This window comes from Actinoplanes sp. NPDC049265 (genome assembly GCF_043197135.1).
GTDB lineage: Bacteria > Actinomycetota > Actinomycetes > Mycobacteriales > Micromonosporaceae > Actinoplanes.
Window position 1 is genome coordinate 502,683 of the sequence record NZ_JBICSP010000003.1, and the last position, 25,247, is coordinate 527,929.

The window sequence follows — 25,247 nt, forward strand, 5'->3', positions numbered from 1 at the left end:
TCGTCAGGTGCCGCCCCCTTGCTCAGAGAAGCGCCCTGACGGTCAGGCCGCGCAGACCGTGGAGCAGGTGGTTCAGCAGCCACGCGGGCTCCGAGACCAGATCGAACTTCCGCACCCGTTCAGCCAGCGCGGCGATCAACGACTGCCCTTCCAAGGTCGCCAGGTTGGCTCCGGCGCACAGGTGGACACCACGTCCGAACGCGAGATGGTCCCGAGGATCGCGGGTCACATCGAAGCGGTCCGGATCGGCGAACTGGCGCTCGTCCCGGTTCGCGCTGCCGTACATCAGCAGGACCCGCGTCCGAGGCGGGATCTCGACACCGCCGACATCGACGGCGGCGGTCGTGGTCCGGGTGAAGTAGTGCACCGGGGTGTGCATCCGGATGACCTCGTTGAACGCGGCGGGGATCAACGACCGGTCGTCCCTGAGGCGTTGCCACTGTTCAGGGTGGCGGCCGAACAGGTAGAGGGCGGCGCTGAGCGCGTTCACCGTGGTGTCGATCCCGGGGAAAACGTAGTAGGCGAGGCTCTCGAAGCTGCCGGCGGCGGCCAGTTCGGCCGCCCAGCCGTCGGGTGCGACCCGGCCCGGCTGGGCCAGCTCGGCGATCCGCCCGATCAGGTTCTGCGTCGCCGTCATGCCCCGCGCCGAACGTTCACCGGCCGGTCCGTACTGGTTGAACGATTCGACGCCCCAGGCGGACAGGTTTTCCCGGCCGCGCTCGTCGATGCCGAGCAGATCGCACAGGACCGAGACGCCGTACGGCCGGGCCAGGTCCGTCACCACATCGAAGGCGTCCCGCTCGACCACATCGTCGACGAGCGCCGCCGCGGTGCGTTCGACCCGGGGTGCCACCGCGGCCACGCCCCGGCTCGAGAGATGACCGACCAGTGGCCGCCGAAACGATGTGTGCTCGGGCGGATCGCTCTTGAGGATGTTGGGCGGGCTCGCGGCGTTGAAGCCCGGATCGACGCCGACGCCGGTCGCCGACGAGAACGTCCGCCAGTCGGTGAGAGCCTCCCGCACCTCACTGAACCGGGGTAGCGCGACCATTGAGTGCTTGGCCAGCCACACCGCCGGCGCCTGGTCGCGCAACTGCCGATACGTCGGGTACGGGTCATTCAGAACGTCATCCGACCACAGGTCGACGTCCGACGACGCACCGACGATGTCACCAAGCTCTGTCACGCCCTGAACCTCCGGCCTACCCGCGTCGCACTCGCCCGCACCTCTCAACGGATCCGAGAACCGGCGGTTCACGTCAATTCGTCAGACATCAGACCTTCGGCAGCACCGGCGACACGAACACAAGAACGCGAGGGTTGACCTCTCAAGTGGCGGCTGGTGGCACCGATGGTTGCGCACAACGGATGAGAGGAGTTCCGGTGTTCGGTTCCAGCAAGCGGGCCGCTATTCAGCAGCTCGACGCCGACCTGGCGGAAGCACGGGCGGATGTGCAGGCGGTCACCGCCATCATGCGGGCGATGGACGCGGCCACCTCGCCCGAGCAGGCTATCGGCGCAGCCTTGGAGCTGGTCCGCGACCTGTTCGGGTGGGCGTACGGGTCGTACTGGCAGCTGGACCGGGCGGATCAGGTGCTGCGGTTCTCGCAGGAGAGCGGCACGGTCAACGAGGAGTTCCGGCGGGTGACCTTGCAGGCCGCCTTCGCCGAGGGTGTCGGCCTGTCGGGGCGGGCCTGGCGCAGTCGCGACCTGGTCTTCGTGAGCAACATTGCCGACGTCAGCGACTGTGTCCGCGCCCCGATCGCCGCCCGGGCCGGTGTGCGCAGCGGCGTCTGCTTCCCGCTGGTGGAGGACGGCCGAGTCGTCGGCACCATGGACTTCTTCGCCACCGAGGAACTGGCGCCGTCCGAGGAGCGGCTGTCGGTGCTGCGGGCGGTCGGCCAGCAGGTCTCGGGGGCGCTGGCGCGCCTGCACGAGGCGGTACGCCAGGAGAAGGCGGCCCAGGACGTCGAGGCCGTCTCGACCGTGATCCGCAAGATGACCCAGGCCACCAGCCGCGACGACGCCCTGCGCTCGGCCCTGGAGACGATCCGCGCCGACTTCGACTGGCAGTACGGCTCGTTCTGGCAGCTCGACAGCGACGCCGACGTCCTCCGGTTCGCCTTGGAGTCGGGTGACGCGGGGGCCGAGTTCCGCCAGGTGACCATGTCGGCGTCGTTCGCCAAGGGCGTGGGGCTGTCGGGCCGGGCGTGGGCGCGCGGCGATCTGGTCTTCGTCGAGGACCTCGGCGAGCTGACCGACTGTGTACGCCGCCCGGCCGCCCAGGCCGCGGGCGTGAAGTCGGGTGTGTGCCTGCCCATCCGGGTCGGCGGTCAGATCATCGGCACGATGGACTTCTTCGCCACCCGGACGCTGATCATGTACCCGGGCCGGGAGAGCGCCCTGCGGAACACGGCGTTCCTGGTCGGCCAGGCGCTGGAGCGGTTCGCCTCTACCGAACAGTTGCACACCGCCGGGCGTACCCTGCTGGAATCGATCGGCGAGGTGGAACGCAACGTCACCTCGGCGGCGACCGTGGCGGCCCGCGGCGAGCAGCTCACCGTGGAGGCCAACCAGCAGGTCGCGGCGCTCGGCAAGGCCAGCGCGGAGATCAACGAGGTGGTGAAGGCGATCCAGTCGATCGCCGCGCAGACCAACCTGCTGGCGCTCAACGCGACGATCGAGGCGGCGCGGGCGGGCGAGGCCGGCAAGGGGTTCGCCGTGGTCGCGGGCGAGGTCAAGGAGCTGTCGGGCGAGACTGAGCGGGCCACCACCGAGGTGAGCACCAAGGTCAGCACCATTCAGGCGCGGGTCGACGCGGTGACCGCTTCGCTCGCGGAGATCCACACCGCGGTGGAGGAGATCAACGAGACGCAGAAGCTGATCAGCGGCGTGCTGACCGAACAGGTGGCGGTGACCGATGCCATCCTCAACTGAGCGCCGGCCGTGGGAGCAACTGCTCGACGGCAACCGGCGCTGGGTCGAGGAGTGCAGCACGGCCGGCACCGGCCGCGGCGCCGCTCGCCGGTCCGGCACGGCGCTGACCCAGCATCCGCTGGCGGCCATTCTCGGCTGCTCCGACTCGCGCGTGCCGGCCGAGATCCTGTTCGATCAGGGGATCGGTGACCTGTTCGTGGTCCGGACGGCCGGTCACGTCATCGACACGGCGGTGCTGGGTTCGATCGAGTACGCCGTCGAGGTGCTCGGCGTGCAGCTCGTGGTCGTGCTCGGCCACGACGGCTGCGGCGCGGTCGCGGCGGCCACCGGTGTCGTCGACGGTGGGCCGCTGCCGCCCGGCCACATCCGCTACGTCGCCGAGCGCATCGCACCGCACGTGCGGCGGGCGCGGCAGGCCGGAGCCGTGACCCCGTCCGAGGTCGGCGGCCGGCACTCGGTGCTCACCGCCGAGCTGCTGCGGAAGCGGTCGGTGGTCGTCGGCGACGCCGTCCGCCGGGGAACGCTGAGCGTGCTGGCCGCGCAGTACGACCTCAGCGCCGGCACGGTCAGCGAAGTGGAGCGGGTCGCCGCGTAACCTCCGGTGCGGCCGGTGTCGTGGTCCGGCCCGGCCGCCACCAGTTCCAGCGTCCGAGCAGCGACATCGTCGCCGGCAGCAGGAGCCCGCGGACCACTGTGACGTCGAGCAGCACCGCCACGGCCATCCCGACGCCGATCTCCTTGACCGCGACCAGGTCACCGAGCACGAAGCCGAGGAAGACGATGCCGATGGCCAGGGCGGCCGTGGTGACCACACGGCCGCTGGCGGTGATCCCGGCCAGCACGGCGCGGTCGCTGGCGGCGCGGTCGGTGGCCGTCCGCCGGTCCCATTCCTCTTTGATGCGGGCCAGCAGGAACACCTCGTAGTCCATGGAGAGGCCGAAGGCGAAGACGAACAGCAGCAGGGGAGTGGTCAGGTCGAGCGCGCCCCACGGTTCGAAGCCGAGCACCCCGGCCCCCCAGCCCCACTGGAACACGGTGACCAGCACGCCCATCGTCGCCAGCAGGGTGAGCAGGTTCAGGGCGATGGCTTTGACGGGTACGACCACCGAGCGCGTGAGGGCGAACAGCAGCACCCCGGTGGCCAGCACGATGATGGCCAGGGCGACGGGCAGGCGTTCGGTCACCGACCGTTTCTCGTCGACCAGTTCGGCGGCGGGACCGGCCACCAGAACGGGGGCGGGCGCGTCGAGCGACCGCAGGTCGGTGACCAGGCGCTGGGCCTCGGGGCCGTCCTCGGCGCCGGTCGGGGTCACGTCGGCGATGGTCACCCCGGGCGGCAGGTACGAGCGTACGAACAACTCGGACACCCCGGGCCGATGCCGCATGGTGTCGAGCAACTTCTCGACCTCGGGGCGGGACCGGTCGGCCTCGACCACCACGGTTAGCGGCTGTTTGGGCGGGTCGGCGAAGTCGTGCTGGACCGCCTCGTACGTCTGCCGGGCCTCGCTGCTCAGCGGCAGCGCGCGAACGTCGGAGTTGGCCAGGTTCAGCGAGATCAGCGGTGCGCTCAGCACCAGCAGGCCGGCCGCCGCGGCCAGGGCCACCGGGGCCGGGCGGCGCTGGGCGAACGCGGCCAGCCGGGCCAGCAGGCCGGGGCCTCGCCGCGGCTGGGCGGTTCGCCGCCGGCGGTCGGCGGGCGGGATGCGCCGGTGGGCCACGGCGATCAAGGCCGGTACGAGCGTCAGCCCGGTCGCCGTGGCCAGGACGACGACCAGCGCCCCGCCCAGCGCCATGGCCGCCAGCAGGGGGTCGCCGAAGGCGAACAACCCGACCAGGGCGGCGGTGACGGCCGAGCCGGAGATCAGCACCGCCTTCCCGGCGGTGCTCACCGTGCGGGCCGTCAGCTCGGCCACCGTCGCGTCCGGATCGGCCGCCCGCTCCTCGCGGAACCGGGCGATCAGCAGCAGGCTGTAGTCGACCGCCAGCCCGATCCCGAGCAGGCTGACCACATTGACCGTGTACTCGCTGACCGGCAGGAACCGGGTCAGCCCGGTCAGGGCCAGCAGCGTGGCGGTGATCGCACCGAGGGCCGCCGCCAGCGGCAGCAGCCCGGCGACCAGTCCACCGAGCACGAAGATCAGCAGGATCGACACGCACACCAGGGCCACGGATTCGCCGACGGCCGCGTCCCGGACGGCCAGGTCACCGAATTCCTTCTCGGCGAACATCTCGCCACCGACGCGGATCCGCGGCGCGTCGATGCGCATCAGCGCGGCCCGGACCTGCTCGGCGACTCGCAACGCCTCCTCGTCACTGAGCCCCGGTTTGAGCTCGATCGTGATCAGGGAGCTGCGGTTGTCGCTGGAGATGACCCGCATGGGCGAGGTGTACGCGTCCTCGACCTCGGCCACGCCCGGGATCCGCCGGATCTCGAAGGCGGTCCGGGTGACGCTGTCGACCAGGGCGATCGACCCGAACTCACGCCCGGAGACGACGGCGACCATGTGCTTGCCCTCGGGCGCCAGTTTGTCCAGTTTGGCCTGCGCGAGCGCGGCCGGGGCGCCGACCGGGAGGTTGTCGATGGTCTGCGTCCGGTCGTAGACGCTGCCCCCGATCACCCCGCCGGCCACCGCGACCACCACCAACACGGCGATGACGAGCAGCCGCCACCGGAACACGGCACGACCCAGAGCAGCGAGATCGAAGACCCTCAACACGCGATCACTCTACGGCCGGCCCGGCTTTCACGGCTGGCAGGATGGCGGCATGAGTTACGAGGTGCGGCCGCTCGGGCCGGGGGAACAGCGGCTCGCCTGGGACCTCGCCAGTCTCACGTTCGGCTATCACGACCGGCCGATGCCGGACGGCTGGACGTCGGATTCCACGGGCCGGCGGACGCTCGGCGTCTTCGACCCGGACGGACGGCTGGTCGCCAAGGCGGTGGACCGCGAGCAGGGCCAGTGGTTCGGCGGCAAGGTCGTGCCGGCCTGCGGCGTCGCCGGTGTGGCCACCGCGGCCGAGCTGCGCGGGCGTGGCCTGGGCCGGCTGGTGCTGACCGGCCTGCTGCGGGGCGCCCGGGAGCGCGGTGCGGTGATCAGCACGCTGTTCGACACCACCCCGGCGCCGTACCGGGCGTTGGGCTGGGAAGAGGTCGGCGCGCTGGTCTATCACCGGGTGGCGACCCGCGTGCTGGCCGGAACCCGGCCCGACCCCACGATCACGTTGCGGCCGGCGGCCGAAGCCGACCTGCCGGCGGTGGCCGAGATCTACCGCGTCGCCGCCCGGACGGCCACCGGGATGATGGAGCGTTCCGAGCCGACCTTCGGGCTGGCCGACCACGACGGCTTCACGGTCGCGGTCGATGAGGGCAACACGATGGTGGGGTACGCCAGCTGGAACCGCGGCCCCGGCTACGACGCGAGCGGCCGGCTCACCGTGGACGACCTGATCGGACTGACCCCGGAGGCCACCCGTACCCTGGTGTCGATGCTCGGCGGCTGGGCCAGCGTCGCGCCGACGGTGCTGCTCCGGCTGGGCCCCGCCGATCCGGTGTGGTCGCTGCTGGGCCGGGCCGACGCCACGCCCGAGACCGCGCAGCCGTGGATGCTGCGGGTGGTCGACGCGCCCGCCGCGATCGCTGCCCGGGGCTGGCCGCGGCACCTGACCGGCCGGGCCGACCTGGAGCTGACCGACGACGTGTGTCAGTGGCAGCAGGGCCGCTTCCGGCTGATCGTCGAGGACGGGAACGGTCGGCTCGAGCCCGGCGGCGCGGGCACCCTCCGGCTCACCCCGCGCGGCCTGGCCGCCTGGTACGCGGGCGCGGCCACACCCCAGCATCTGCGCCGCGGTGGCTTCCTGACCGGCGGCGACCCGGACACCGACGAGTTCCTGCGCGCCGCGACCGCCGGCCCGGCGCCGACGCTGCACGATTACTTCTGATCCGGCGCACCCCGTCTTCTGCCTCGGCGCACCGCCTCTTTCTGATTCGGCGCATCGCGTCGTGAGAGGGTGAGGCCGTGGAACCGCAGACGCCCAGCACGGCCCGCATGATCGACTACTGGCTCGGCGGGAAGCACCACTTTCCGATCGACGTGGCCGCCGCCGGCGCGTTCGAGGCGGCGTACCGTCCTTGCGCCGACATCTTCGGTTCGGTCCGCGCCTTCTCCGGCCGGGCCGTGCGCCACGCCACCGCGGCCGGCATCGACCAGTTCCTGGTCTTCGGCGCCGGCCTGCCGACCCGGTCCAACGTCCACGAGACCGCACCGGGCGCCCGTGTCCTCTACACCGACCTCGACCCGCTGATCGTCGAGGCCGGCCGCCGGATCCTGGCCGGTTCGGAGCACACCGGCTACGTCCACGGCGACGTGACCGATCTGGACAGCATCGACCGCGCCGACCTCGACCGGGTGCTCCCGGACTGGAACAGCCGCCCGCTCGGCGTGGTGCTGTTCGGGCTCCCGGCCTTCTTCGACGACGCGACCCTGGCGGCAACCCTCGACGCCCTGTATGAGGCCGTGCCCACCGGCAGCCGCCTGCTCTTCGACTTCGACGCCACCGAGCTCCAGGACTACCCGCGGGCCCTGGCCATGATGGGCCCGTCCTTCCACATGCGCGAGCCGACCCGCTTCGCCGCCCTGCTCGGCCGCTGGACACCGACCCCCGAGGGGATCGTGCCGGTCGCCCACTGGCTCCCCGACGGCCGGGCCGAGGACGTCCCCGACGCCTTCTGGGGCGGCGTGGCCGTCAAGTGATGCGGCGGCACGCGGCTCCGGTCACCGCCGTGAGGGACCGCGGTAATACCCGGCGTGCTGGTCGAACTCTCCGCCGACCGTTCCGACGATCTCACCGTGATTGCCCAGGGCATTGACCGTGACGTAGTCGGGGATCCCGCGGGTGGTCAGGTCGATCATCCGGCCGCCGCGCCAGAGGAAGGGGTGTACGCCGCCGGCCGCGGTCTCGCTGAGGCCGAGAATCTCGCCGCGGTCGTTGATGTCGACGACGGAGGCGTTGGGTCCACCGAGGGTTCCCAGGTCGAGGAACCTGCCGGAGCGCCGCAGGAAGGCCCGGCCGGTCATCGAGCCGCCGTTCCCGACGATCCATCCCCGCTCGTTGATGGCGATCGGCCGCCAGTCGTCGAGTCCGGGCGGAGCGCCGAGGTCGTACACCCGGCCGCGGTACCACATCGTGGCCCCGCTCCCGCCCATCTGGTTCTGGCCGATGACCTGGCCGTGGTCATTGATGTCCCACGCATATCCGGTGCCGAGGTCCGTCATGACCCCGCCCTGCCAGCGGAAGGCGTGGGCGCCGCCGGCGGTGTACCGGTTGCCGACGACCTGGCCACGGTTGTTGATGGCGGTGGCCGCGCTGTCGAAGCTGGTCGTGTCGATGTCGCTCAGCACGCCGCGCTGCCACCGGAAAGCGTGCGCGGCGGACTCCTCCGGATCCCCGCGGAACACGCTGAAACCGGCCACCTGGCCCCGGTCGTTGACATCGGTCGCCCGTCCGTACTCCCACTCGCCGGGTGCCAGCACACCCAGGTCGGTCACCTTGCCGCCGGACCAGAGGAACCCGTGCGATCCCTGAGCGCCGGAGCTGAGCCACCCCTCGCCGACGACCTGTCCGTGATCGTTGATCGCACGCGCCTCGCCCTCGAAACCGAACGAGACGGCACGGTACCCGCCCGACGCCGCGGCGGGACCGCAGGGAACGGCGAACAACCCCAGTACGGCGGCGGTCGTCGCGGCCAGAACCCGGCCCTTCTTCATCAACATCACCATGCCCCCTTATCCTTTTTCTCGTCTTAGCGTCCGCGGCGGACGAGGGGCCAGAGTCAGAGGTAACGACGTGCCGGGCCGAACTTCCCGCTCCGCCCGGATCAGCAGGCCGGCGCCACGAATTCGGGGCGGCTCGCGGTGGTGTAACGGCAGCCGAAGCGGGGGGCGGCGACCGCACGCCGGTCCAGGATCGCGTCGCCGCCCGGGCGGTGGCCGGTGCGTACCCAGCTCACCAGGTCGTCGAAGCCCTGCCGCAGTTCGGCCTGGGTGAAGTCGCAGTGCCCGACGCCGCGGACCGCGCGGGAAACGAACAGCCGGGACCGGCCGTTCGCGGCCGCGCGCTGGGCGTACACCTGCTCCATCGAGAACGGTACGAACAGGTCGCCGATGTCGTGCATCGACAGCACCGGCACCGGCGGCCGGCCGTTGACTCGGGGGACCCCCTGGAGGCCCGGGCCGGCCGCGTCGGTGCGCCGCACCCGCAGCACCTCGGCGTTGAGCCGCCACTCGGCCGGGGCCGGCCACAGCCGGTCGGTGCTGCGGTAGACGGTCAGCCGGTTGTCGGTGACGTTGCCGTCGGCGATGTTCGAGGTGCCGCCGGTCAGACCCGGGTAGAGGCCGAAGAGGAACGGCAGGTCGTCCAGCGGGGCCAGGGAGGGCGCGGTGTTCCAGTACGCGAACGAGCCGTCGAAGCCCGGGCGGTCGCCGCCGGTGCGCCGTTCCACCACTGCCGACCAGGTGCGCCCGGCCGCGGTCAGGGCCGGCGGCCGGCCGGTGGTGACGCCCAGGGCGGGCAGCATCCGGTTCACCTGGGCGCGCCACCGGTCCTGGTAGCCGGCCGGAGGGGCGAGGGGAAATTCGATGGGTACGCCGGCCAGCGCGGCCGCGGTGACGTTGGCGTCGAGGAAGTAGTCGAACAGCCTGGTGTCACCGAGCACACCGCAATAGGGCATGGCGCCGGCGTACGCGGACGGATGTTTCTCGATCGCCACCGCCGTGACGTGGCCGCCCATCGAGGCGCCGGTCTGATAGACGTGCCTCGCTCGTCGCCCGGTGACCTGCCGGAAGACGTCGATCAGGGCGTACGAGTCGCGGACGCCCTGGCCCACGTCGTAACCGTTGGTGGCGTAGCTGGAGGCGGCCCAGGCGAACCCCCGGGCGATGTAGTGCGCGCGCAGCGCCGGGTTGTCGACGTAGACCACCGTGCCGGTGCCGCGGTAGCCGTGGGCATAGTCGACGAGCTCGCCGTTCCAGTGCTCCGGGACCTCGATCCGGTAGGCGGCGCCCTCGTGGATGCCGGTGTGGACCGTGGCGCCGGGGAGCGCGCCGAACGGCGTACCGTCCGGATCGCATCGGGGGTCGGCGACCAGATAGCCGGGCTGGGTGGTGCTGGGCACGGGCGCCGCGCACACGGTCGCCGGGGCGGCCCCGGCGACCGGAGGAACCGCCAGAACCACTGCCGCGAGCAACGCCGTGATCATGATGTTACCTCCAAGTAACATCACACCGTCCACGAGCGACGGATGTCAAGGCGCTGTGCACGTCACACGAAGAGCGGCTCCAGCTCGCGCCGGGACGCCAGCTCGTCCATCGTCTCGTCGGCCGGGCGCGCCTCGAACCGCTCCGCCGCGTCGAGCAGCCGGGGCAGGATCTCGACGTCGCCGGTGGTCAGCAGGAAGGCGTCGGGGCGGCCGAGCACCCAGTGCACCGCCAGGTCGATGTCGGCCTGGTCGCGCAGCGGTTCGTACCAGGTCGACGCGGTCGCCGGCCGGCCCTCCCAGCGGCGCAGGGCCAGGCTCTTGATGGTCTGCAGGGCGACCCGCCGTTCGGCGCACACCGCGGCCAGCGCCTCGAACGTCCCGGCGTACCGCTGATCGCGCATCTGCACGTAGTTGTAGGGCGCCAGCACCGAGTCGAACGCGAACCGCTCCAGGCTGCGCCGGTGCATCTCGGGCACGGTCAGGCCGTGCCCGGTGACGCCGATGAAACGGACCAGCCCCTCCTCGCGCGCCTCGATCGCCGCCTCGAGGGCGCCCTGGGGTCCCAGCGCGGTCTCCCACTCGATCACGTCGACCAGGTTGTGCAGCTGGATCGAGTCGACCCGGTCGACGCCGAGGCGATCCAGGGAACGGCGGATCTCGTCGCGGGCACCCCGGTAGGTCCGTTCACCGGTCTTGGTGGCCAGGAAGAACTCGCCGGGGTGGCGGCGCAGCCACGGAGCCACCCGCAACTCGGCGTCGCCGTAACTCGCGGCGACGTCGATGTGGTTGACCCCGTGCCGCAGAAGCACATCGAGCGCCCGATCGGCGTCACCCTTGGTGACGCTGCCGAGGGCCGCGGCCCCGAAGATGACGCGGCTGGACTCGTGCCCGGTCGCTCCGAACGGCATGCGAGGAATCATGGTCGGAGCCTAACCCCGGCGCCGGGACCATCGGCCGCAATCGTCGCCGACCCTGATTCGATGATCCGGGTATGTCCCGATAGCTGCCCGGGGCCGGCCCGCTGGAGCATCACCTCATGACGAAGCGGTGGCGGCGGCTGACGGTGTGGTTGCACATTCTGACCTCGGTGGGCTGGATGTCCCAGGCGTTGGCGCTGTGCGTGCTTCTCTCGGCCGGGTACGCCGCCGACGACCCGTCGGTCCGGGACGCCGCCACCTCGATGGCCCACGTCCTCGACACCCGCCTGCTCGGCTCGATGGCCGACGCCTCGGCCTTCACCGGGATCATGCTGGCCGCGGCGACGCCGTGGGGCTTCTTCCGGAACTGGTGGGTGCTGGTCAAGCTGGCCATCACCCTGGTGCAGCTCTACCTGGGCATCTTCCTGCTGTCCCCGCAGCTGACCGCGTCGCTCACCACCGGCCCGGCGCCGGCGCAACTGGCCGGCACCGCCCTGATGGCGAGCGCCATCGCCTTCCAGGCCTGGCTCTCGGTGGCCAAGCCGTGGGGCAAGGTCCGCGGCCGGCCCGGCCCGGCCCCCGGCCCAGCACCCTGGTGGGTCTTCGCCGCGACGGTGACGGGCGCCCTGGCCGACCTGGCCTTCGCCGCCGTCGTCGGGCACCCGATGCCGCTGCTGTCCCTGGTGCTGCTGGCCGCCGGGCTGATCCGCCGGCCGCGCTGGGCCCGCCCGGTCTCGTCGACGGCCTAGGTGTGCTGTCCCGTGGATCGAACCTCTGTCTCGGCTGATCCACGGGACACGGTCTAACTGCCGGGGAAGGAGTTGGGGTCGACGTCGCTGGTCGAGGCGTTGCCGCCGACCACCTGGGTCAGGGTGATCGTCCAGATGACGCCGGGCTCGAACTTGAAGTCGTCGTCGAACTTGGTGAACGAGCAGTCGCGGGTGAAGCCCTTCCGGCCGCCGTCCCAGTCCTGGCCGGCCGCGGCGAAGATCTCGTACGTGCCCGACTTGATGTTCTTCACCGTGTGCTTGGCCTTGGCCCGCACGTACACCGTGAAGTTGGGCTTCTTGGTGCCCTTGGGCACCAGGCTGACCGTGGTGTCGCCGGCGCCGTTCTCGATCACCAGGTCGCCGGAGCCGCTGCCCGATTTCTTGGTGACGAACGTGCCCGTGGCCAGGCGGCGGTTCTGTTCCTTGGGCCGGGCCGGGAGGAACGAGCCGATCCGGAAGGTGGCGTCCTTGGCCGCCAGCGCTTTCGCCTGCTCGCGGATGTCCTCGGCCCGGTCCGAGCCGAGCAGCTCGGCCACCGGGGAGGCGGCCGGGCACTTCGGCTTGGCGCCGGCCGCGTCCTCGGCGTCGTCGGCCAGCCCGCGCAGCGCGGTGACCAGCGTGCCGTGGGCGCCGGTGGCCGACTCGGGCGGGATGACCCCGTCCAGTTTGTCGGCGCCCGCGCGCAGGCCGGCGGCCGATTTCGCGTAGCCGATCTGGTCGCCCGCGGCCAGCTTGGCGAACGGGTCCTTCAGCGAGGAGTCCACCTCGCCGAGCGTCTTCGCGTAGTCGGCCGGCGACACGGCCGAGCCGTCCCGTCCGCCCGCATCCTTGCCGCCCTGGCTGCGTACCAGCAGTGCCCCGCCGGCGCAGCAGCCCGCCAGCAGCAGCGCGCTGACCGCTGCGGCCCCGATCCAGAGCTTCTTCTTGCTGCCGGTGGCGGGCGGGGGAACAGCGGGCGGCGGAACGGGCGGCGGCGTCCCGTCATACTGCTGAGTCACCGCGGAATTATGGGGGATCGTGAACGCCCGGCGCAGTCCGGGTTGCGGCTCGCTCGATAACGTTCCGGCAGCGTCAGGAACCCGACAGCACGTGCCGGGACTTGCCGCTGGTCTTGGCCTCGTACATGGCCAGGTCGGCGGCGCGCAGGATGGCCTCGGTGTCGTCGCCGGGGCGGTTCAGCGCGACCCCGATGCTGGCCGTGACCGCCACCGTACGGGCGCCGATCCGGATCGGGTTGCCCAGCGAGGCCACCATCCGGCCGGCGGTGACGTGCACGTCGTCGGCGTCGGCCAGCCGCTCCACCATCACCGCGAACTCGTCGCCGCCGAACCGGGCGACGGTGTCGCTGTCGCGCAGGCAGTCCCGCAGCCGGGCGGCGGTCTCCTTGAGCACGATGTCGCCGGCGCTGTGCCCGTGCTCGTCGTTGACCTCCTTGAAACCGTCCAGGTCGATGAAGAACACCGCGAACGTGCCGGCATTGCGCGAGTGCGAGCGCAGGGCGTGCGCGACCCGGTCGTAGAACAGGGCCCGGTTGGCCAGTCCGGTGAGCTGGTCGTGGAAGGCGAGCTCGCGCATCGCGCTCAGCTCGCGCCGGTGCAGTTCCTGCTCCACGGCCTGGCGCCGTTCGATGTCCTTGCGCAGGGCGGCGGTGGCCCGGTCGACCCGGTCCATCGCCCGGTTGCGCCCGCCGGCCAGGACGCCGACCAGCAGGGCCAGCAGCAGGGTGAACGCGCCGCCGACGTACGGGGTGAGCCGGCCGATGCGGCGGTCGCTCGGGCCGAGCAGGGCGGTCGTCGGCTCCAGGTCGAGGCGCCACGTGCGGTGTCCGAGGACGAGGCTGCGGCTGCGGTTCAGGTCCGGCTCTCTGAGGGGTACGCCGCCCGCGTACGACAGGATCGTCCGGTTGACACCGGGATCCGGGTCGACCAGCCGCAGGTTGACACCGCGCCCGAGCCGGCCGGCCAGCACCGCCTCGATGAAGTCGACACCGTGGACGGCCATCACCACCCAGCCCTGGAAGACGGCCCGCTGGTCCAGCACCGGCACGGCCAGGGTGACCGACAACTGCTGCTGGGCGACCGGCAGCTGGCGGTCCCGCAGCGAGATGTGCGCCGCCCCGAGCGTGAAGCTCCGGCTGTTGCGGGCCAGGTTCAGTGCTTCCGCGGTGGCCGGCGTGTTGCTGAGGTCCCGTCCCGGCGTGGCCGGGAGCGTGGTGAACGACCGCATGAAGACGACGAACTGGTGTTCGATGTCGGTTCCGGTGCGGTAGAGCGTCAGTCCGCCGGCGCCCCGGGCCCGCCAGTACGCCTGCGTGGCCGAGACCTCTCCGTCCTTGGCCGGTACGGCGAACCCGATGCTGGACGCCCCGGGCAGCCGGTCCGCGTCCAGCGGCTCGGTGATCGCCTCGAAGTCGCCCTTGCTCAGGTAGGTGCTGCTGCCGATCGCGGCGGCCACGTCCTCGAGGGCGTCGGCGAAATGGCCGACCTCGTCCGACACGGCGTCCGCGCTGTCGTTTATCGCACGGGTCATGGCCTGCTCGGACAGCTGTTTCTGTCCCCGCAGCACCACCGAGCTCGCCAGCCACGTGGCTCCGCCGCCGCCGAGCAGCACCACCAGCACCAGGCCGACGCTGATCACCCGCCGCCTGGTGCGCCCTCGGACGAGCCGGCCCACGATGATCTCTTCGGCCGCCACGAACCGGACATGAGGATCAACGGGTAGGGCATGGAGTCCGATCGGGCAGGATCAGCGGAAAGTTGCAAGCGCAACCAATTTTCGGTGCTGCCCGGCCTGTGCAGCACTAACGAGCGTTCGGTCCCGGCCGCCCCGGCGCCCGCGTGGATGGCGGGGATGAATAGACGGTCATACGATCAGCCATGATCGAAGCACTCCGATGAGGGAGATGTCGTGTCCGTGCTGTCCGCGTTCGACCGGGAGAAGTCCATCGCGCCGCCAGGCTACAGCCGCTGGCTGATTCCGCCCGCCGCGCTCTCGGTGCACCTGTGCATCGGCCAGGTCTATGCCACCAGCGTCTACAAGAACTCGCTGGTCAAGCATTTCGACGCGTCACAGACCGAGATCGGCGTCATCTTCAGCATCGCGATCGTGATGCTCGGCCTGTCCGCGGCCATCGGCGGCACCTGGGTCGAGGCGAACGGCCCGCGCAAGGCCATGTTCGTCTCGGCCTCGTTCTGGGCGGTCGGCTTCCTGGTCGGCGCGCTCGGCATCGCCACCGGCCAGCTGTGGCTGCTCTACCTCGGGTACGGCGTGATCGGCGGCATCGGCCTCGGTATCGGCTACATCTCACCGGTGTCGACGCTGATCAAGTGGTTCCCGGACCGTCCGGGTCTGGCCACCGGCCTGGCCATCATGGGCTTCGGCGGTGGCGCGCTGATCGCCAGCCCGCTCTCCCGCCAGTTGATGAGCCTCTACGACAGCGGGTACGACCCCAGCGTCGCCTCGTCCACCGCCTCCGGCAGCGCCCTGGTCGGGCTGTTCCTCACACTCGGCATCGGCTACTTCGTGATCATGATGTTCGGCGTCGGGAACATCCGGGTGCCGTCCGACGGCTGGAAGCCCGAGGGCTGGGACCCGGCCGACGTCAAGGCCAAGCCGATGGTGACCACGGCCAGCGTGTCCGCGGCGAACGCGATCAAGACCCGCTCGTTCTGGCTGCTCTGGATCGTGCTGTTCTGCAACGTGACGGCCGGCATCGGCATCCTCGAGCAGGCCAGCCCGATGATCCAGGACTTCTTCCGCGACTCGGCGGGCAAGTCGGCGGTCGCGGTGACAGTGGCGGCCGGCTTCGTCGGTGTGCTGTCGCTGTTCAACATGGCCGGCCGGTTCGCCTGGTCGTCCACCTCCGACCTGATCGGCCGCAAGCCGATCTACATGGTCTACCTGGGCGTCGGCATGGTGCTCTACGTCCTGCTGGCCGTGGCCGGGCACAGCGCCACCGCGCTGTTCGTGCTGCTGGCCGGTGTGATCCTGTCGTTCTACGGCGGAGGGTTCGCGACCGCGCCGGCCTACCTGCGTGACCTGTTCGGCACGTTCCAGGTCGGCGCCATCCACGGCCGGCTGCTTACCGCCTGGTCCGCCGCCGGCGTGGCCGGTCCGCTGATCATCAACGGCTTCCTCGACGCGCAGGGCAAGCCGGGCACGCTGACCGCCGAGGCCTACCGTCCGGCCCTGTTCACGATGGTCGGCGTGCTGGCCGTCGGGTTCATCGCCAACCTGCTGATCCGTCCCGTGCCGGAGCGCTTCCACGAGCCGGCCAAGACTGCTGAGAGTGAGGTGACGGCATGACCGAGCGAAGCGAGCGTCGTGCTGTCGGGGTTTTCTTTTGTTGGTTGGGTGGCACGGCATGACCGAGCGAAGCGAGCGTCGTGCTGTCGGGGTTTTCTTTTGTCGGTTGGGAGGCACGGCATGAGGCTCGCTCTCTCTTGGGCCCTGGTCACGGTGCTCCTGGGGTACGGCATCATCCAGACGGTCATTACCGCCGCGAAGCTGTTCCAGTGAGGTGGTACGGGTTCTAACCTGCAGGTCATGACCTCACGACTGAACCCGTACATCAGCTTCGACGGCACCGCCCGCCAGGCGCTCGAGTTCTACCAGAGCGTCTTCGGCGGGGAATTCACGGCGATGACCTTCGGCGACATGGGCAGCGACGACGCGACCATCAAGGACCGGGTCATGCACGGCCAGCTGGAAACACCGGCCGGCTACACGCTGATGTGCTCGGACACCGTGCCGGGCATGCCGTTCACGCCCGGCACGACGATGACCGTCAGCCTCAGCGGCGGTGCCGACGACGGCCTGGCCGGCTACTTCGAGAAGCTGTCCGAGGGCGGCACGGTGACCGTCGCCCTGGAGAAACAGGTCTGGGGCGACGAGTTCGGCCAGCTGACCGACCGGTTCGGCGTGCCCTGGATGGTCAACATCGGGCAGGCGGCGTAACCGGGCCGGCTCGGCCCGCGGCGTGCACGTCAGTCGGGTTTCCGGGCGAACTGGGGGTAGATCCGCTCGACCAGCGACGGGTCCCGGATGCCGCGGTGGAAGCTCTCCCAGGCCACCGGGTCCTTGGCCTGGTCCGGGCGGTTGTCCGGGGTGCGGGTGGCCGCGCGGACCAGGCCGCCGAGCGCACGGTCGGCCGCCAGCTCGGCGTCGTCGGGGGAGAGGCCCAGGTCGGCGGCCAGGGCCTCGGCGATCTGGTCCGGCGGCACCTGGCGCAGCGTCGCGGCGAGCACGAACTCGACCACCTCGGGGATGGTCCGGGCGGGCGGCAGGGTGATCGTCATGTCGTCGGTCCAGTCGGGCATCAGGTCACTCCTCGCTCGATGTGCTCGCTCGTCGCGCTGAACGACCGGGCTCCAGGCGCTCGCGGGTCGTGGTCATGGTCCGAGCCTACGGTGGGCACCGCGCCCGGCAGTGGTAGCGCCGGGCGGTATCCGCGCAGCGGATTCCGCCCAGGGCTACCACTGTGGGTGGGAACGGTGACCATTTACGCAGGTGGAGCGCAGCGACCCGGCGGGAGCTGCGGTCCGCACCACCCACTGAGCTACGACATCTTCTTCTTGAGGGGTTTGCGCATCTGCTGCGTGATCACCTCGTAGCCGGCGGTCTCGTAGAGGCGGATCGCGCGGGTGTTGGTGCCGTAGACGTTCAGGACCAGCGAGGTCCGGCCGTTCGCGCGGGCCGCCTCCTCGGCCGCGGTGAGCAGCTGCCGGCCGTACCCCTTGCCCTGGTGGTGATCCTCGATCCGGATCTCGTAGAGGAACGCCGCGCCGGGGCTCTGCCGCGGTGAGTTGAGGGCGATCCACAGATGGCCGACCGGTACGCCGCCCTCCTCGCCGACCAGTAGCAGGTGGTCGGGGGTGTGCAGGCCCTGCGGCAGGCTCTTCTCGGTCTCGGCGGTGGCGCGTTCGACCGCGTTGCCGGCCGCCCACACGCCGCTCTCGACCTGCTGGGCGGCGAATCCCTCGATCGACTCCCGCCGCCAGGCGGTGAACTCCGACTCGGTCATCGGCCGTACGGTCAGCATCCGAGCATCCTGGCAGACAGCCCGATCGACCAGAAGTACTGCCAGAAATCTGCAAGGTCGACATCGCAAGATCCTCACATGACCCGCCTGCTGATCGACGGGCACAACGATCTGCCGTACGCCCTGCGCACGCTCGCCGCCGGCCCCGTGTCGGACGCCGACCTGGACCGCTTCGAGCTCGACCGGGGCCTGCCGGACGCGCGGACCGACCTGCCCCGGCTGACCGCGGGCGGGGTGAGCGCCCAGTTCTGGTCGGTCTACGTGCCGGCCGACCTGCCCGAACCCGAGGCGGTCGTGCAGACGCTGGAGCAGATCGACCTGGTCCGCCGCCTGGTCGGCCGGCACATCGACCGGATGACGCCGGCCTGCACGGCCGACGAGGTGGCGGCGGCGTTCCGGGGCGGACGGATCGCCAGCCTGCTCGGTGCCGAGGGCGGGCACAGCATCGGCGGCTCACTGGGCGTGCTGCGGATGCTCCGGCAGCTCGGCGTCCGCTACCTGACCCTGACCCACACCCGGAACACCGCCTGGGCCGACAGCGCCACTGACACACCGGCGTGCGGCGGGCTCAGCGAGTTCGGCCGGGACGTGGTGCGGGAGATGAACCGGATCGGCATGCTCGTCGACCTCTCGCACGTCGCCGACACCACGATGCGCGCCGCGCTGGAGACCACCCGGGCGCCGGTCGTGTTCAGCCACTCGTCGGCGCGGGCGCTCTGCGAGCACGTGCGCAACGTGCCCGACGAGGTGTTGGCCCGGCTGCCCGACAACGGCGGCGTGTGCATGGTGACGTTCGTGCCGGCCTTCGTGTCGGCCGAACGCTACACGTGGGAGAAGGAGCGCGACGCCGAGGTACGCCGGACCGGCCAGCCCCGCGCGGTCGCCGCGGTCCGGCTCGGGCCGCCTCCGCCGGTCACCGTGGCCCAGGTCGCCGACCACGTCGAGCACGTCCGCGCGGTCGCCGGCGTCCGGCACGTGGGGCTGGGCGGCGACTTCGACGGCTGTGACGACATGCCCTCCGGGCTGACCGACGTGTCCGGCTATCCGCGGTTGTTCGCGGAGCTGTCCGGGCGCGGCTGGTCGGCGGACGAGTTGGCCGCCCTGGCGGGTGGCAACGTGTTGCGCGTGCTGCGCGCGGCGGACGACACTGCGGCGATCAGCTGATCGGGGGCGCAGTGACATCCCCAGCTGGCCCGCCAGGCGGTCAGCTCGTCCTTTTCGCGTACGCCCAGCCGGGCGAACGTGGCCGCCGCGGCCGACCACTCCGCGTGCGCGCCGGCATGGTCACCCATCGCACATCGGGCCGCACCCAGGTCGCGCAGCGTGCGCGCGTGCCCCAGCTCCATGCCGATCGCCCGCCACCCGGCGGCGGCCCGGCCCAGCTGCTCGGCCGCCTCGGGGAACCGGCCCGCGGCCAGGTGCATCTCGCCGATCGTGCGTTTGACCAGCGCCGCGCCCTGCCCGTCGTGGTGGGCGGTGACGGTGGCCGACGCGGCCGCCAGCGGTCCGGCGGCCCGGTCCGGTTCACCGCGGCGGATCCACAGCTTGGCCAGGGCCTGCGTGGCGTAGGCGATCAGGTGCAGGTCACCGATCGCGGTGGCCCGGCGGTGCGCCTCGACGCAGTACCGTTCGGCCTCGGCCGGCTCGCCCCGGGCCCGGTGGACCAGCCCGATCGCCCGGATCGCGATCATCTCGCCGCGCTCGTGCCCGCACCCGCTGTAGCGGTCCCGGGACTGCCGCAGGTGCCATAGCGCCCGGTCGTCGTCGCCCAGCTCCCGGTACGCGAACCCGGCGCTGTAGTGCGCGTGCGCCACCCCCGCGTCGTCGCCGAGCCGCTCGAGCATGGCCAGCGCCCGCTCGATCTGCGGCAACGCCTCCCGGTGCTCGCCCAGCTCGCGCCCGACCGTGCCGAGCCCGTTGAGCGCCACGGCCAGCCCGCGCTCGTTGCCGGCCGCCTCGAACAGGGCGACCGCGGCGGCGAACTGCTCGCGCGACGCGGCCAGCCGGTCCTGCTTGTAGTCGAGCTGGGCCCGGCCGCAGGCGATCACCGCGGCGGCCGGCCCGTTGCCGGTGCGGGCGGCGACGTCGGCCGCCGCGGCGTGGGTCCGGGCCCAGCCCGCGAAGTTGTTGACCTTGGCGAACGAGGCGAACACGAGCGCGTCGGCGAGCGCGCAGGCGGCCTGGTCGAGGTCCAGCGTCGCGGCCCGCTCGACCGCGGCGACCAGGGCGGGCTCCTCGGCCGCGTAGAACACCGGCAGGTCGATCCGGTCCAATGCCGCGGCCCAGGCCGGGCCGGGCTCGGGCAGCCCGCCGGGCCGGTACATCCGGGGAATGGCCAGCGGCAACGGCTCGGCCAGGCGTTCCGCCATCCGCAGCATCGCGGTGACCGCGCGGGCGACCGGCTCGCGATCGTCGCCGGCGAGCTCGGCCGCGTACAGCCGGACCAGGTCGTGCATCCGGTAGCGGGTGGTCCAGCCGCTGGCCGCGACCACGTCCAGCAGCCGCGCGTCGACGATCTCCTCGACCAGGTCGGCGGCCTCGGTCAGGCCGGTGCCGAGCAGCGCCGCCACGGTCAGCGCGGTGAGATCGGGCGGGTCGAGGGCGCCGAGAGCGCGGAAGGCCTCCTGTGCCCGCGGCCGCAGGCCCCGGTAGCTGACGGCCAGGCCGGCTCGCACCTCGAGCTCGTCGACGGCCAGCTCGTCGAGGCGGCGGCGCTCGTCGCTGAGCCGGTCGGCGAGCTGGGCCACGGTCCAGTGCGGACGGGCCAGCAGCCGCGCCCCGGCCACCCGTACGGCCAGCGGCAGCCGCCCGCACAGATCGGCCAGCCGGGCCGTCTGCGCGGGATCGGCACCGGCCCTCTCGGTGCCGATCATGCGGGTGAGCAGCGCCCGCGCGTCGGCCGCGGACAAAACACCCAACTCGACCCGGGCCGCCGACGGCAGGGTGGAGAGCCGCGACCGGCTGGTCACCAGCAGCGCCACCCCCGGCGTGGTGGGCAGGAAGGGCTGCACCTGCACGGCCGTGGCGGCGTCGTCGAGCACCACCAGCATCCGTCGCCCGGACAGCTCGGAGCGGTAGCGGGCGACCCGTTCGCGCAGGTCCGGATTTCCGTGCGCGTCGGCGTCGGTGACGCCGAGCAGCCGCAGCGCCCGGCTCACGGCCTCCGGCGGGCTGAGCGGATCGGCCCCGCCGACGTTCAGGAACAGCCGCCCGTCGGGGAAATCAGTCGCCAGCCGATGCGCCAGGTGCACGGCCAGTGCGCTCTTCCCGGCACCGGGCGGGCCGGACAGCACCACCACCCGTGGCTCGCGCATCAGCGCCGCCCGCGCCGCCTCCACCGCGCTGTCCTGCCCGGTGAAGTCAGCCAGCTCCGGCGGCAGCGCCGACCGCAGCGACGGTCCCGGCGCCCGCAGGATCGCGGTGTGCGTCTCGCGCAGCAGGCGGCCCGGTTCGGCGCCCAGTTCCGCCCCGATCCGGTCCCGCGAGCGGGCGAAGAGATCCAGGGCCTCCGGGGTACGCCCGGCCGCGTGCAAAGCCCGCAACTGCATCGCGATCAGCGGCTCGGCCAGCGGTCCGCCGGTCAGCGCGGCGGTCAGCCGGTCGATCACCGCGGCGTGGTCACCGTCGGCCAGGGCTACCTCGGCCCAGTCGGCCAGTGCGGCCTGACGCTGCCGCTCCAGCCCCTCCCGGGCCCGGGCCGCCCACTCGCCCGGCAGGCCGCCCAGCGCGTCCCCGCGCCAGAGACCGAGCGCCTCGTCGAGCAGCGCCCGCCGGTCGGCCGTCCGTGCCCGTTCGACCAGCGCCCGGAACCGGAAGAGATCAACGGTAGCCGGGGGTACGCGCAGCTGATAGCCGCCCGGCCACCGCTCCAGCCGCACCTCGTCCCGGGCCGGGCCCGGCTCCCACGCCGTGCCCGGGCCGGTCGCCGTTTCGCGGGGGACGAGTTTCAGGGTGCGGCGCAGGCGGGCGACGTAGCCGTAGAGCGTGCCCCGCGCGTCGGCCGGCGGGTCGTCGTCCCACAGCCGGTCGATGAGCGCGTCGAAGGTGGTTGGGCCGCCCCCGTCGAACAGCAGCGCGGCCAGCAGATGCCGTTGCTTGAGCGCGCCCAGCCGCACGGCCCGCTCGCCGGCCGAGACCTCGACCGGCCCGAGCAACCGAAACCGCACGAGCAACCCCCACGAATGGAATGATTCCATCGGAGGAGCCAGGCTAGACGATGATCATCAAGCCCGCCGTCCGGTAGGTCACAGGGCAGCCGGTCGAGGCCGTCTCGCGTCAGGGGTTCAGGTACGGGTTCCGCGCCAGCCGCTGATAGGCCGCCAGCGCCGCGTCGGACGAGTTGATCTGCCAGCGGCGTTCCTTCTTGACGTCGAACCAGACGATCGCCCGGATCAGGGGGTAGGCGCCGGTCATCGTCGGCACGATGTCGTCGATCCAGGCCGCCTTGCTGCCGCCGACCTCGTCCGACGCCATCTCACCGATGATGATCGGCTTGTTCTTGGCCGCCAGCTGCGGATACAGGCGGGCGAAGACGTCCCGGAAGCTCTGCCACTCGAAGTCGCGGTCGGACGTACCCCAGTTGTAGCCGTCGATGCCGGTCCAGTCGACGTAGGCGTCGCCCGGGTAGTAGTTCATCGCCGGCGGGCTGTCCGGCGAGTCCTCGTTGTTCGGGCACCAGACCCAGACGACGTTGGTGGCCCCGCGCGCGGCGAAGATGTCGTGGATGTGCCGCCAGGCGGCGACGTACCGGGCGGGGTCGTGGCCGCCCCACCCCTCGTCCCCGTTCATTTCGGCGGCGAAGTCGACGAAGAACTGCCGGCCGAGCGCCTTGGCGTCGTCGGCCCGCCGGGTCAGCATCGTGTCGTACCGGCCGCCGATGATGTCGTTGAAGTCGACGTCGTTGGGCTCGACGTTGACCAGCGGGATCCGTCCGTCGGCGAAGTCCGAGGTGTTGACCTGGGACTTGATCCAGTCGTCGCCGGCGAAGTCGTAGTAGGTGAGGTGGACGGCCGGTTTGCGCCCGATCCGGCGGTCGGTCTGCGCGATCGTGCCGTTGCCGTAGTAGTGGCCGAGCAGTGCGCCCTGGGCGGGGACCAGCGGCCCGGAGACGGCGACCTTGGCCGTGGGGATGTCGATCACGTGGGGGGTCGTCGAGCCGAAGGCGTTGGTCTGGGTGACCGCCACCGCGGCCGCCGCGACCAGGCCGAGGCCGGCCGCGAGGACCGTGACGACGCGGCGGGACCGAGGGGGACGGTGGCCGGGATCGTTGTTCATGACGGCAGGGTGCCAGCCGGACCATGAGCGGATGATGAAGTCGGCAGGGCCAGCTCGACCAGAGCGCCGTCGCCGGGTGCGTCGGCCACGTACGCCCGTCCGCCGTGCAACTCGGCGACCCAGCGCACGATGGCCAGCCCGACCCCGGTGCCGCCGCGCTCGCCGGCCACCCGGTCGCCGAAGATCCGCTCCCGGTCCCGGTCGGCGATGCCCGGCCCGTGGTCGCGGACCGAAACCCGGCCCGCCGAGACCCGCACCCGCACCACGGCCGGCCGGTCGGCCGGACCACCGTGGCGCAGCGCGTTCTCGACCAGGTTCCGGACCGCCTGGGCCAGCAGGTCGGGATCGCCGAGGACAACGGTCGGCTCGGTGCGCACCGACACCGGCGCGTCCCGGTGCGGCAGCTCGTCCACCACCTGCTCGACCAGCAGATCCAGGCGCAGCGGGGTGAGTTCCAGCGACCTGGTCCCGGTGTCGATGCGGGCCCGGCTGAGCAGGCCGGTGACCAGCCGGTCGAGGTGATCGACGTGGCGGACCGCGGCCGCCGTCCCGGTCCCGCTCTCCATCGCCAGCCGCAGGGTGGCCAGCGGCGTACGCAACTCGTGCGCGGCCTCGGCCAGGAACTGCTCCTGCTGGTCCAGGGCCCGCATCGACGGCCGCATGCTCTTGCCCGAGAGCAGGTGACCGGTGCCGGCCGAGGCCAGGACCAGCACCCCGCAACCGATCGCGAGCCAGAGCACCAGCTGCGCGTGGCTGCGCGCCCCGGGCCCCAGGTCGACCGCGATCAGCACCACCGCCCCGATCCGGTCGGTGTCCCACACCGGTGCGGTGGCCCAGCGCAGCCGCCGGCCGTCGGGGGCCGCGATCGTCGCGAACACCGGGCCCTGCTCCCGGACGGTCGTCGCCCACAGCTCGTCGAGCCGGGCCGCCGGCGGCAGCACGCCGGCGTTCGAAGGCCGCGACCAGCGGGACTGTACGCCGGCCGCCCCGGCCCGCTGCACCACCGCGGTCACGTCCGACGCCTGGGCCAGCTCGTCCTCGGACAGCGGCTCCAGATGCAGCACACCCTGGTCGATCCAGACCGCCCGGGACAACGCCTCGGCCCGCCCCTTGACCTCCGAGTCGAGGTCGCGCGACCGCGAGCCGGCATCGATCGAGGCGGCGATGATCACCAGCGTGACCAGCGAGATCGTGCTCACGACGGCGTACAGCAAGGTCAGCGTCCACCGCGTCCGGCGCAGCCGGGCGGCAGCGGGCCGGCGGGCGGTCACGCCGGCTCGCGGATGCGGTATCCCACACCCCGGAGGGATTCGATCAGGTCAGGCGGCCCGAGCTTGCGCCGCAGGTTGGCGATGACCACGTCGACCACGTTCGACGCCGGGTCGGCCATCTCGTCCCAGCAGCGTTCGAGCAGCTCGCCGCGGGTGACGGCCGCCCCGGCCCGGAGCATCAGCGCCTCCAGCACGGCGAACTCCTTGGCGGTGAAGCTGAGGAGCACACCGCCCCGGCGGGTTCGGCGGCTCGGCACGTCGAGGGTCAGGTCGCCGACGGTCAGCTCGGGCAGCCGTGGATGCTGCTCGCGCCGGCCCAGGGCGCGGACCCGGGCGAGCAGCTCGGCCAGGGCGAACGGCTTGACCAGATAGTCGTCCGCGCCGTGCTCGAACCCCGCGACCCGGTCCTCGACGGCGCCCAGCGCGGTCAGCACCAGCACCGGCACCGTGCGCCCGGCGCGCCGCCACGCCCCGATCAGGCCGAGGGCGTCGCCGTCGGGCAGGCCGCGGTCGGCGACCACGCAGTCGTAGCGGTTGACCGACACCTTGAGGTCGGCCTCGGCCAGGCTGGACGCGTAGTCGACGGCCAGGCCGCCGGTGCGCAGGCCCGCGGTGATGGCCGGACCGAGCTCGCGATCGTCCTCCACCACCAGCACCCGCATGACCGGCGAGTATAGGGTTCCCGCCGCGGGGGGGGGGGGGGGGGGGGGGGGGGGGGGGGGGGGGGGGGGGGGGGGGGGGGGGGCGGCCGGGGCGGGGGGGGGGCGGGGCGCGCGCGCGGGG

General features: G+C 72.1%; 20 protein-coding genes and 1 pseudogene. 8 read left to right on the plus strand and 13 right to left on the minus strand.

The features are described 5' to 3' along the window. Positions 1-22: 22 nt before the first annotated feature. Entirely contained in the window at positions 23-1,186 is a 1,164-nt protein-coding gene (locus ACGFIO_RS12050; protein WP_392825417.1) for a cytochrome P450, read from the minus strand. Between the two features lie 197 nt (positions 1,187-1,383). Here ACGFIO_RS12050 and ACGFIO_RS12055 point away from each other — a divergent pair, with 197 nt between their 5' ends. Beyond that, entirely contained in the window at positions 1,384-2,937 is a 1,554-nt protein-coding gene (locus tag ACGFIO_RS12055; RefSeq protein ID WP_392825420.1) for a GAF domain-containing protein, read from the plus strand. Then, positions 2,921-3,532, plus strand: a complete 612-nt coding sequence (locus ACGFIO_RS12060) for a carbonic anhydrase (protein WP_392825422.1) — start codon at positions 2,921-2,923, stop codon at positions 3,530-3,532. Before ACGFIO_RS12055 ends, ACGFIO_RS12060 begins: the two co-directional genes overlap by 17 nt. Here ACGFIO_RS12060 and ACGFIO_RS12065 read toward each other — a convergent pair. Beyond that, a complete protein-coding gene (locus ACGFIO_RS12065) occupies positions 3,504-5,654 on the minus strand; it encodes an MMPL family transporter (protein ID WP_392825425.1) in 2,151 nt (716 codons plus the stop codon). The two genes, ACGFIO_RS12060 and ACGFIO_RS12065, sit on opposite strands and share 29 nt — an antisense overlap. A gap of 49 nt (positions 5,655-5,703) precedes the next feature. Between ACGFIO_RS12065 and eis the strand changes: the two genes are divergently transcribed. Together eis and ACGFIO_RS12075 are read left to right on the plus strand one after the other, a co-directional pair. Next, entirely contained in the window at positions 5,704-6,876 is a 1,173-nt protein-coding gene (gene eis, locus ACGFIO_RS12070; RefSeq protein WP_392825427.1) for an enhanced intracellular survival protein Eis, read from the plus strand. Between the two features lie 77 nt (positions 6,877-6,953). Beyond that, positions 6,954-7,688, plus strand: coding sequence for an SAM-dependent methyltransferase (locus tag ACGFIO_RS12075; RefSeq protein ID WP_392825428.1), 735 nt, complete (start codon positions 6,954-6,956; stop codon positions 7,686-7,688). A gap of 21 nt (positions 7,689-7,709) precedes the next feature. Here ACGFIO_RS12075 and ACGFIO_RS12080 read toward each other — a convergent pair whose 3' ends face one another. The 3 genes from ACGFIO_RS12080 to ACGFIO_RS12090 all read right to left on the minus strand — a co-directional run bounded on the left by ACGFIO_RS12080 (position 7,710) and on the right by ACGFIO_RS12090 (position 11,100). After that, complete coding sequence (locus ACGFIO_RS12080; protein WP_392825430.1) at positions 7,710-8,714, minus strand: hypothetical protein; 1,005 nt, start codon at positions 8,712-8,714, stop codon at positions 7,710-7,712. Positions 8,715-8,812: 98 nt separating this feature from the next. Beyond that, on the minus strand, positions 8,813-10,192 hold the full coding sequence (locus ACGFIO_RS12085; protein ID WP_392825432.1) for an alpha/beta hydrolase family protein: 1,380 nt from the start codon (positions 10,190-10,192) through the stop codon (positions 8,813-8,815). A 62-nt stretch (positions 10,193-10,254) separates the two neighbouring features. Further along, positions 10,255-11,100: an aldo/keto reductase gene (locus ACGFIO_RS12090; protein ID WP_392825433.1), complete on the minus strand. Its 846-nt coding sequence runs from the start codon at positions 11,098-11,100 to the stop codon at positions 10,255-10,257. Between the two features lie 128 nt (positions 11,101-11,228). Here ACGFIO_RS12090 and ACGFIO_RS12095 point away from each other — a divergent pair, with 128 nt between their 5' ends. Continuing rightward, positions 11,229-11,858, plus strand: a complete 630-nt coding sequence (locus ACGFIO_RS12095; RefSeq protein ID WP_392825435.1) for a hypothetical protein — start codon at positions 11,229-11,231, stop codon at positions 11,856-11,858. Positions 11,859-11,911: 53 nt separating this feature from the next. On the opposite strand, the gene ACGFIO_RS12100 is transcribed toward ACGFIO_RS12095, so the two are convergent. Together ACGFIO_RS12100 and ACGFIO_RS12105 are read right to left on the minus strand one after the other, a co-directional pair. Continuing rightward, on the minus strand, positions 11,912-12,877 hold the full coding sequence (locus ACGFIO_RS12100) for a hypothetical protein (protein WP_392825438.1): 966 nt from the start codon (positions 12,875-12,877) through the stop codon (positions 11,912-11,914). A 73-nt stretch (positions 12,878-12,950) separates the two neighbouring features. Next, entirely contained in the window at positions 12,951-14,573 is a 1,623-nt protein-coding gene (locus tag ACGFIO_RS12105) for a diguanylate cyclase domain-containing protein (RefSeq protein WP_392825440.1), read from the minus strand. Between the two features lie 219 nt (positions 14,574-14,792). Between ACGFIO_RS12105 and ACGFIO_RS12110 the strand changes: the two genes are divergently transcribed. Continuing rightward, on the plus strand, positions 14,793-16,184 hold the full coding sequence (locus ACGFIO_RS12110; RefSeq protein ID WP_392825490.1) for an OFA family MFS transporter: 1,392 nt from the start codon (positions 14,793-14,795) through the stop codon (positions 16,182-16,184). Positions 16,185-16,424: 240 nt separating this feature from the next. Beyond that, a complete protein-coding gene (locus tag ACGFIO_RS12115; RefSeq protein ID WP_392825442.1) occupies positions 16,425-16,835 on the plus strand; it encodes a VOC family protein in 411 nt (136 codons plus the stop codon). 29 nt (positions 16,836-16,864) lie between these two features. On the opposite strand, the gene ACGFIO_RS12120 is transcribed toward ACGFIO_RS12115, so the two are convergent. Continuing rightward, positions 16,865-17,197: a hypothetical protein gene (locus ACGFIO_RS12120; RefSeq protein ID WP_392825444.1), complete on the minus strand. Its 333-nt coding sequence runs from the start codon at positions 17,195-17,197 to the stop codon at positions 16,865-16,867. Positions 17,198-17,436: 239 nt separating this feature from the next. Beyond that, on the minus strand, positions 17,437-17,919 hold the full coding sequence (locus ACGFIO_RS12125; RefSeq protein WP_392825447.1) for a GNAT family N-acetyltransferase: 483 nt from the start codon (positions 17,917-17,919) through the stop codon (positions 17,437-17,439). 78 nt (positions 17,920-17,997) lie between these two features. Here ACGFIO_RS12125 and ACGFIO_RS12130 point away from each other — a divergent pair, with 78 nt between their 5' ends. Further along, positions 17,998-19,083, plus strand: a complete 1,086-nt coding sequence (locus ACGFIO_RS12130) for a dipeptidase (RefSeq protein WP_392825449.1) — start codon at positions 17,998-18,000, stop codon at positions 19,081-19,083. 566 nt (positions 19,084-19,649) lie between these two features. Here ACGFIO_RS12130 and ACGFIO_RS12135 read toward each other — a convergent pair. From ACGFIO_RS12135 to ACGFIO_RS12150, 4 genes and pseudogenes are all read right to left on the minus strand, one after another. Beyond that, a pseudogene (locus tag ACGFIO_RS12135) lies at positions 19,650-22,115 on the minus strand (BTAD domain-containing putative transcriptional regulator); the annotation flags it as partial. 79 nt (positions 22,116-22,194) lie between these two features. Next, complete coding sequence (locus ACGFIO_RS12140) at positions 22,195-23,193, minus strand: glycoside hydrolase family 26 protein (protein WP_392825452.1); 999 nt, start codon at positions 23,191-23,193, stop codon at positions 22,195-22,197. Next, positions 23,190-24,464, minus strand: a complete 1,275-nt coding sequence (locus tag ACGFIO_RS12145) for a sensor histidine kinase (protein ID WP_392825454.1) — start codon at positions 24,462-24,464, stop codon at positions 23,190-23,192. Before ACGFIO_RS12145 ends, ACGFIO_RS12140 begins: the two co-directional genes overlap by 4 nt. Continuing rightward, a complete protein-coding gene (locus tag ACGFIO_RS12150) occupies positions 24,461-25,126 on the minus strand; it encodes a winged helix-turn-helix domain-containing protein (RefSeq protein WP_392825456.1) in 666 nt (221 codons plus the stop codon). Before ACGFIO_RS12150 ends, ACGFIO_RS12145 begins: the two co-directional genes overlap by 4 nt. Positions 25,127-25,247 lie beyond the last annotated feature (121 nt).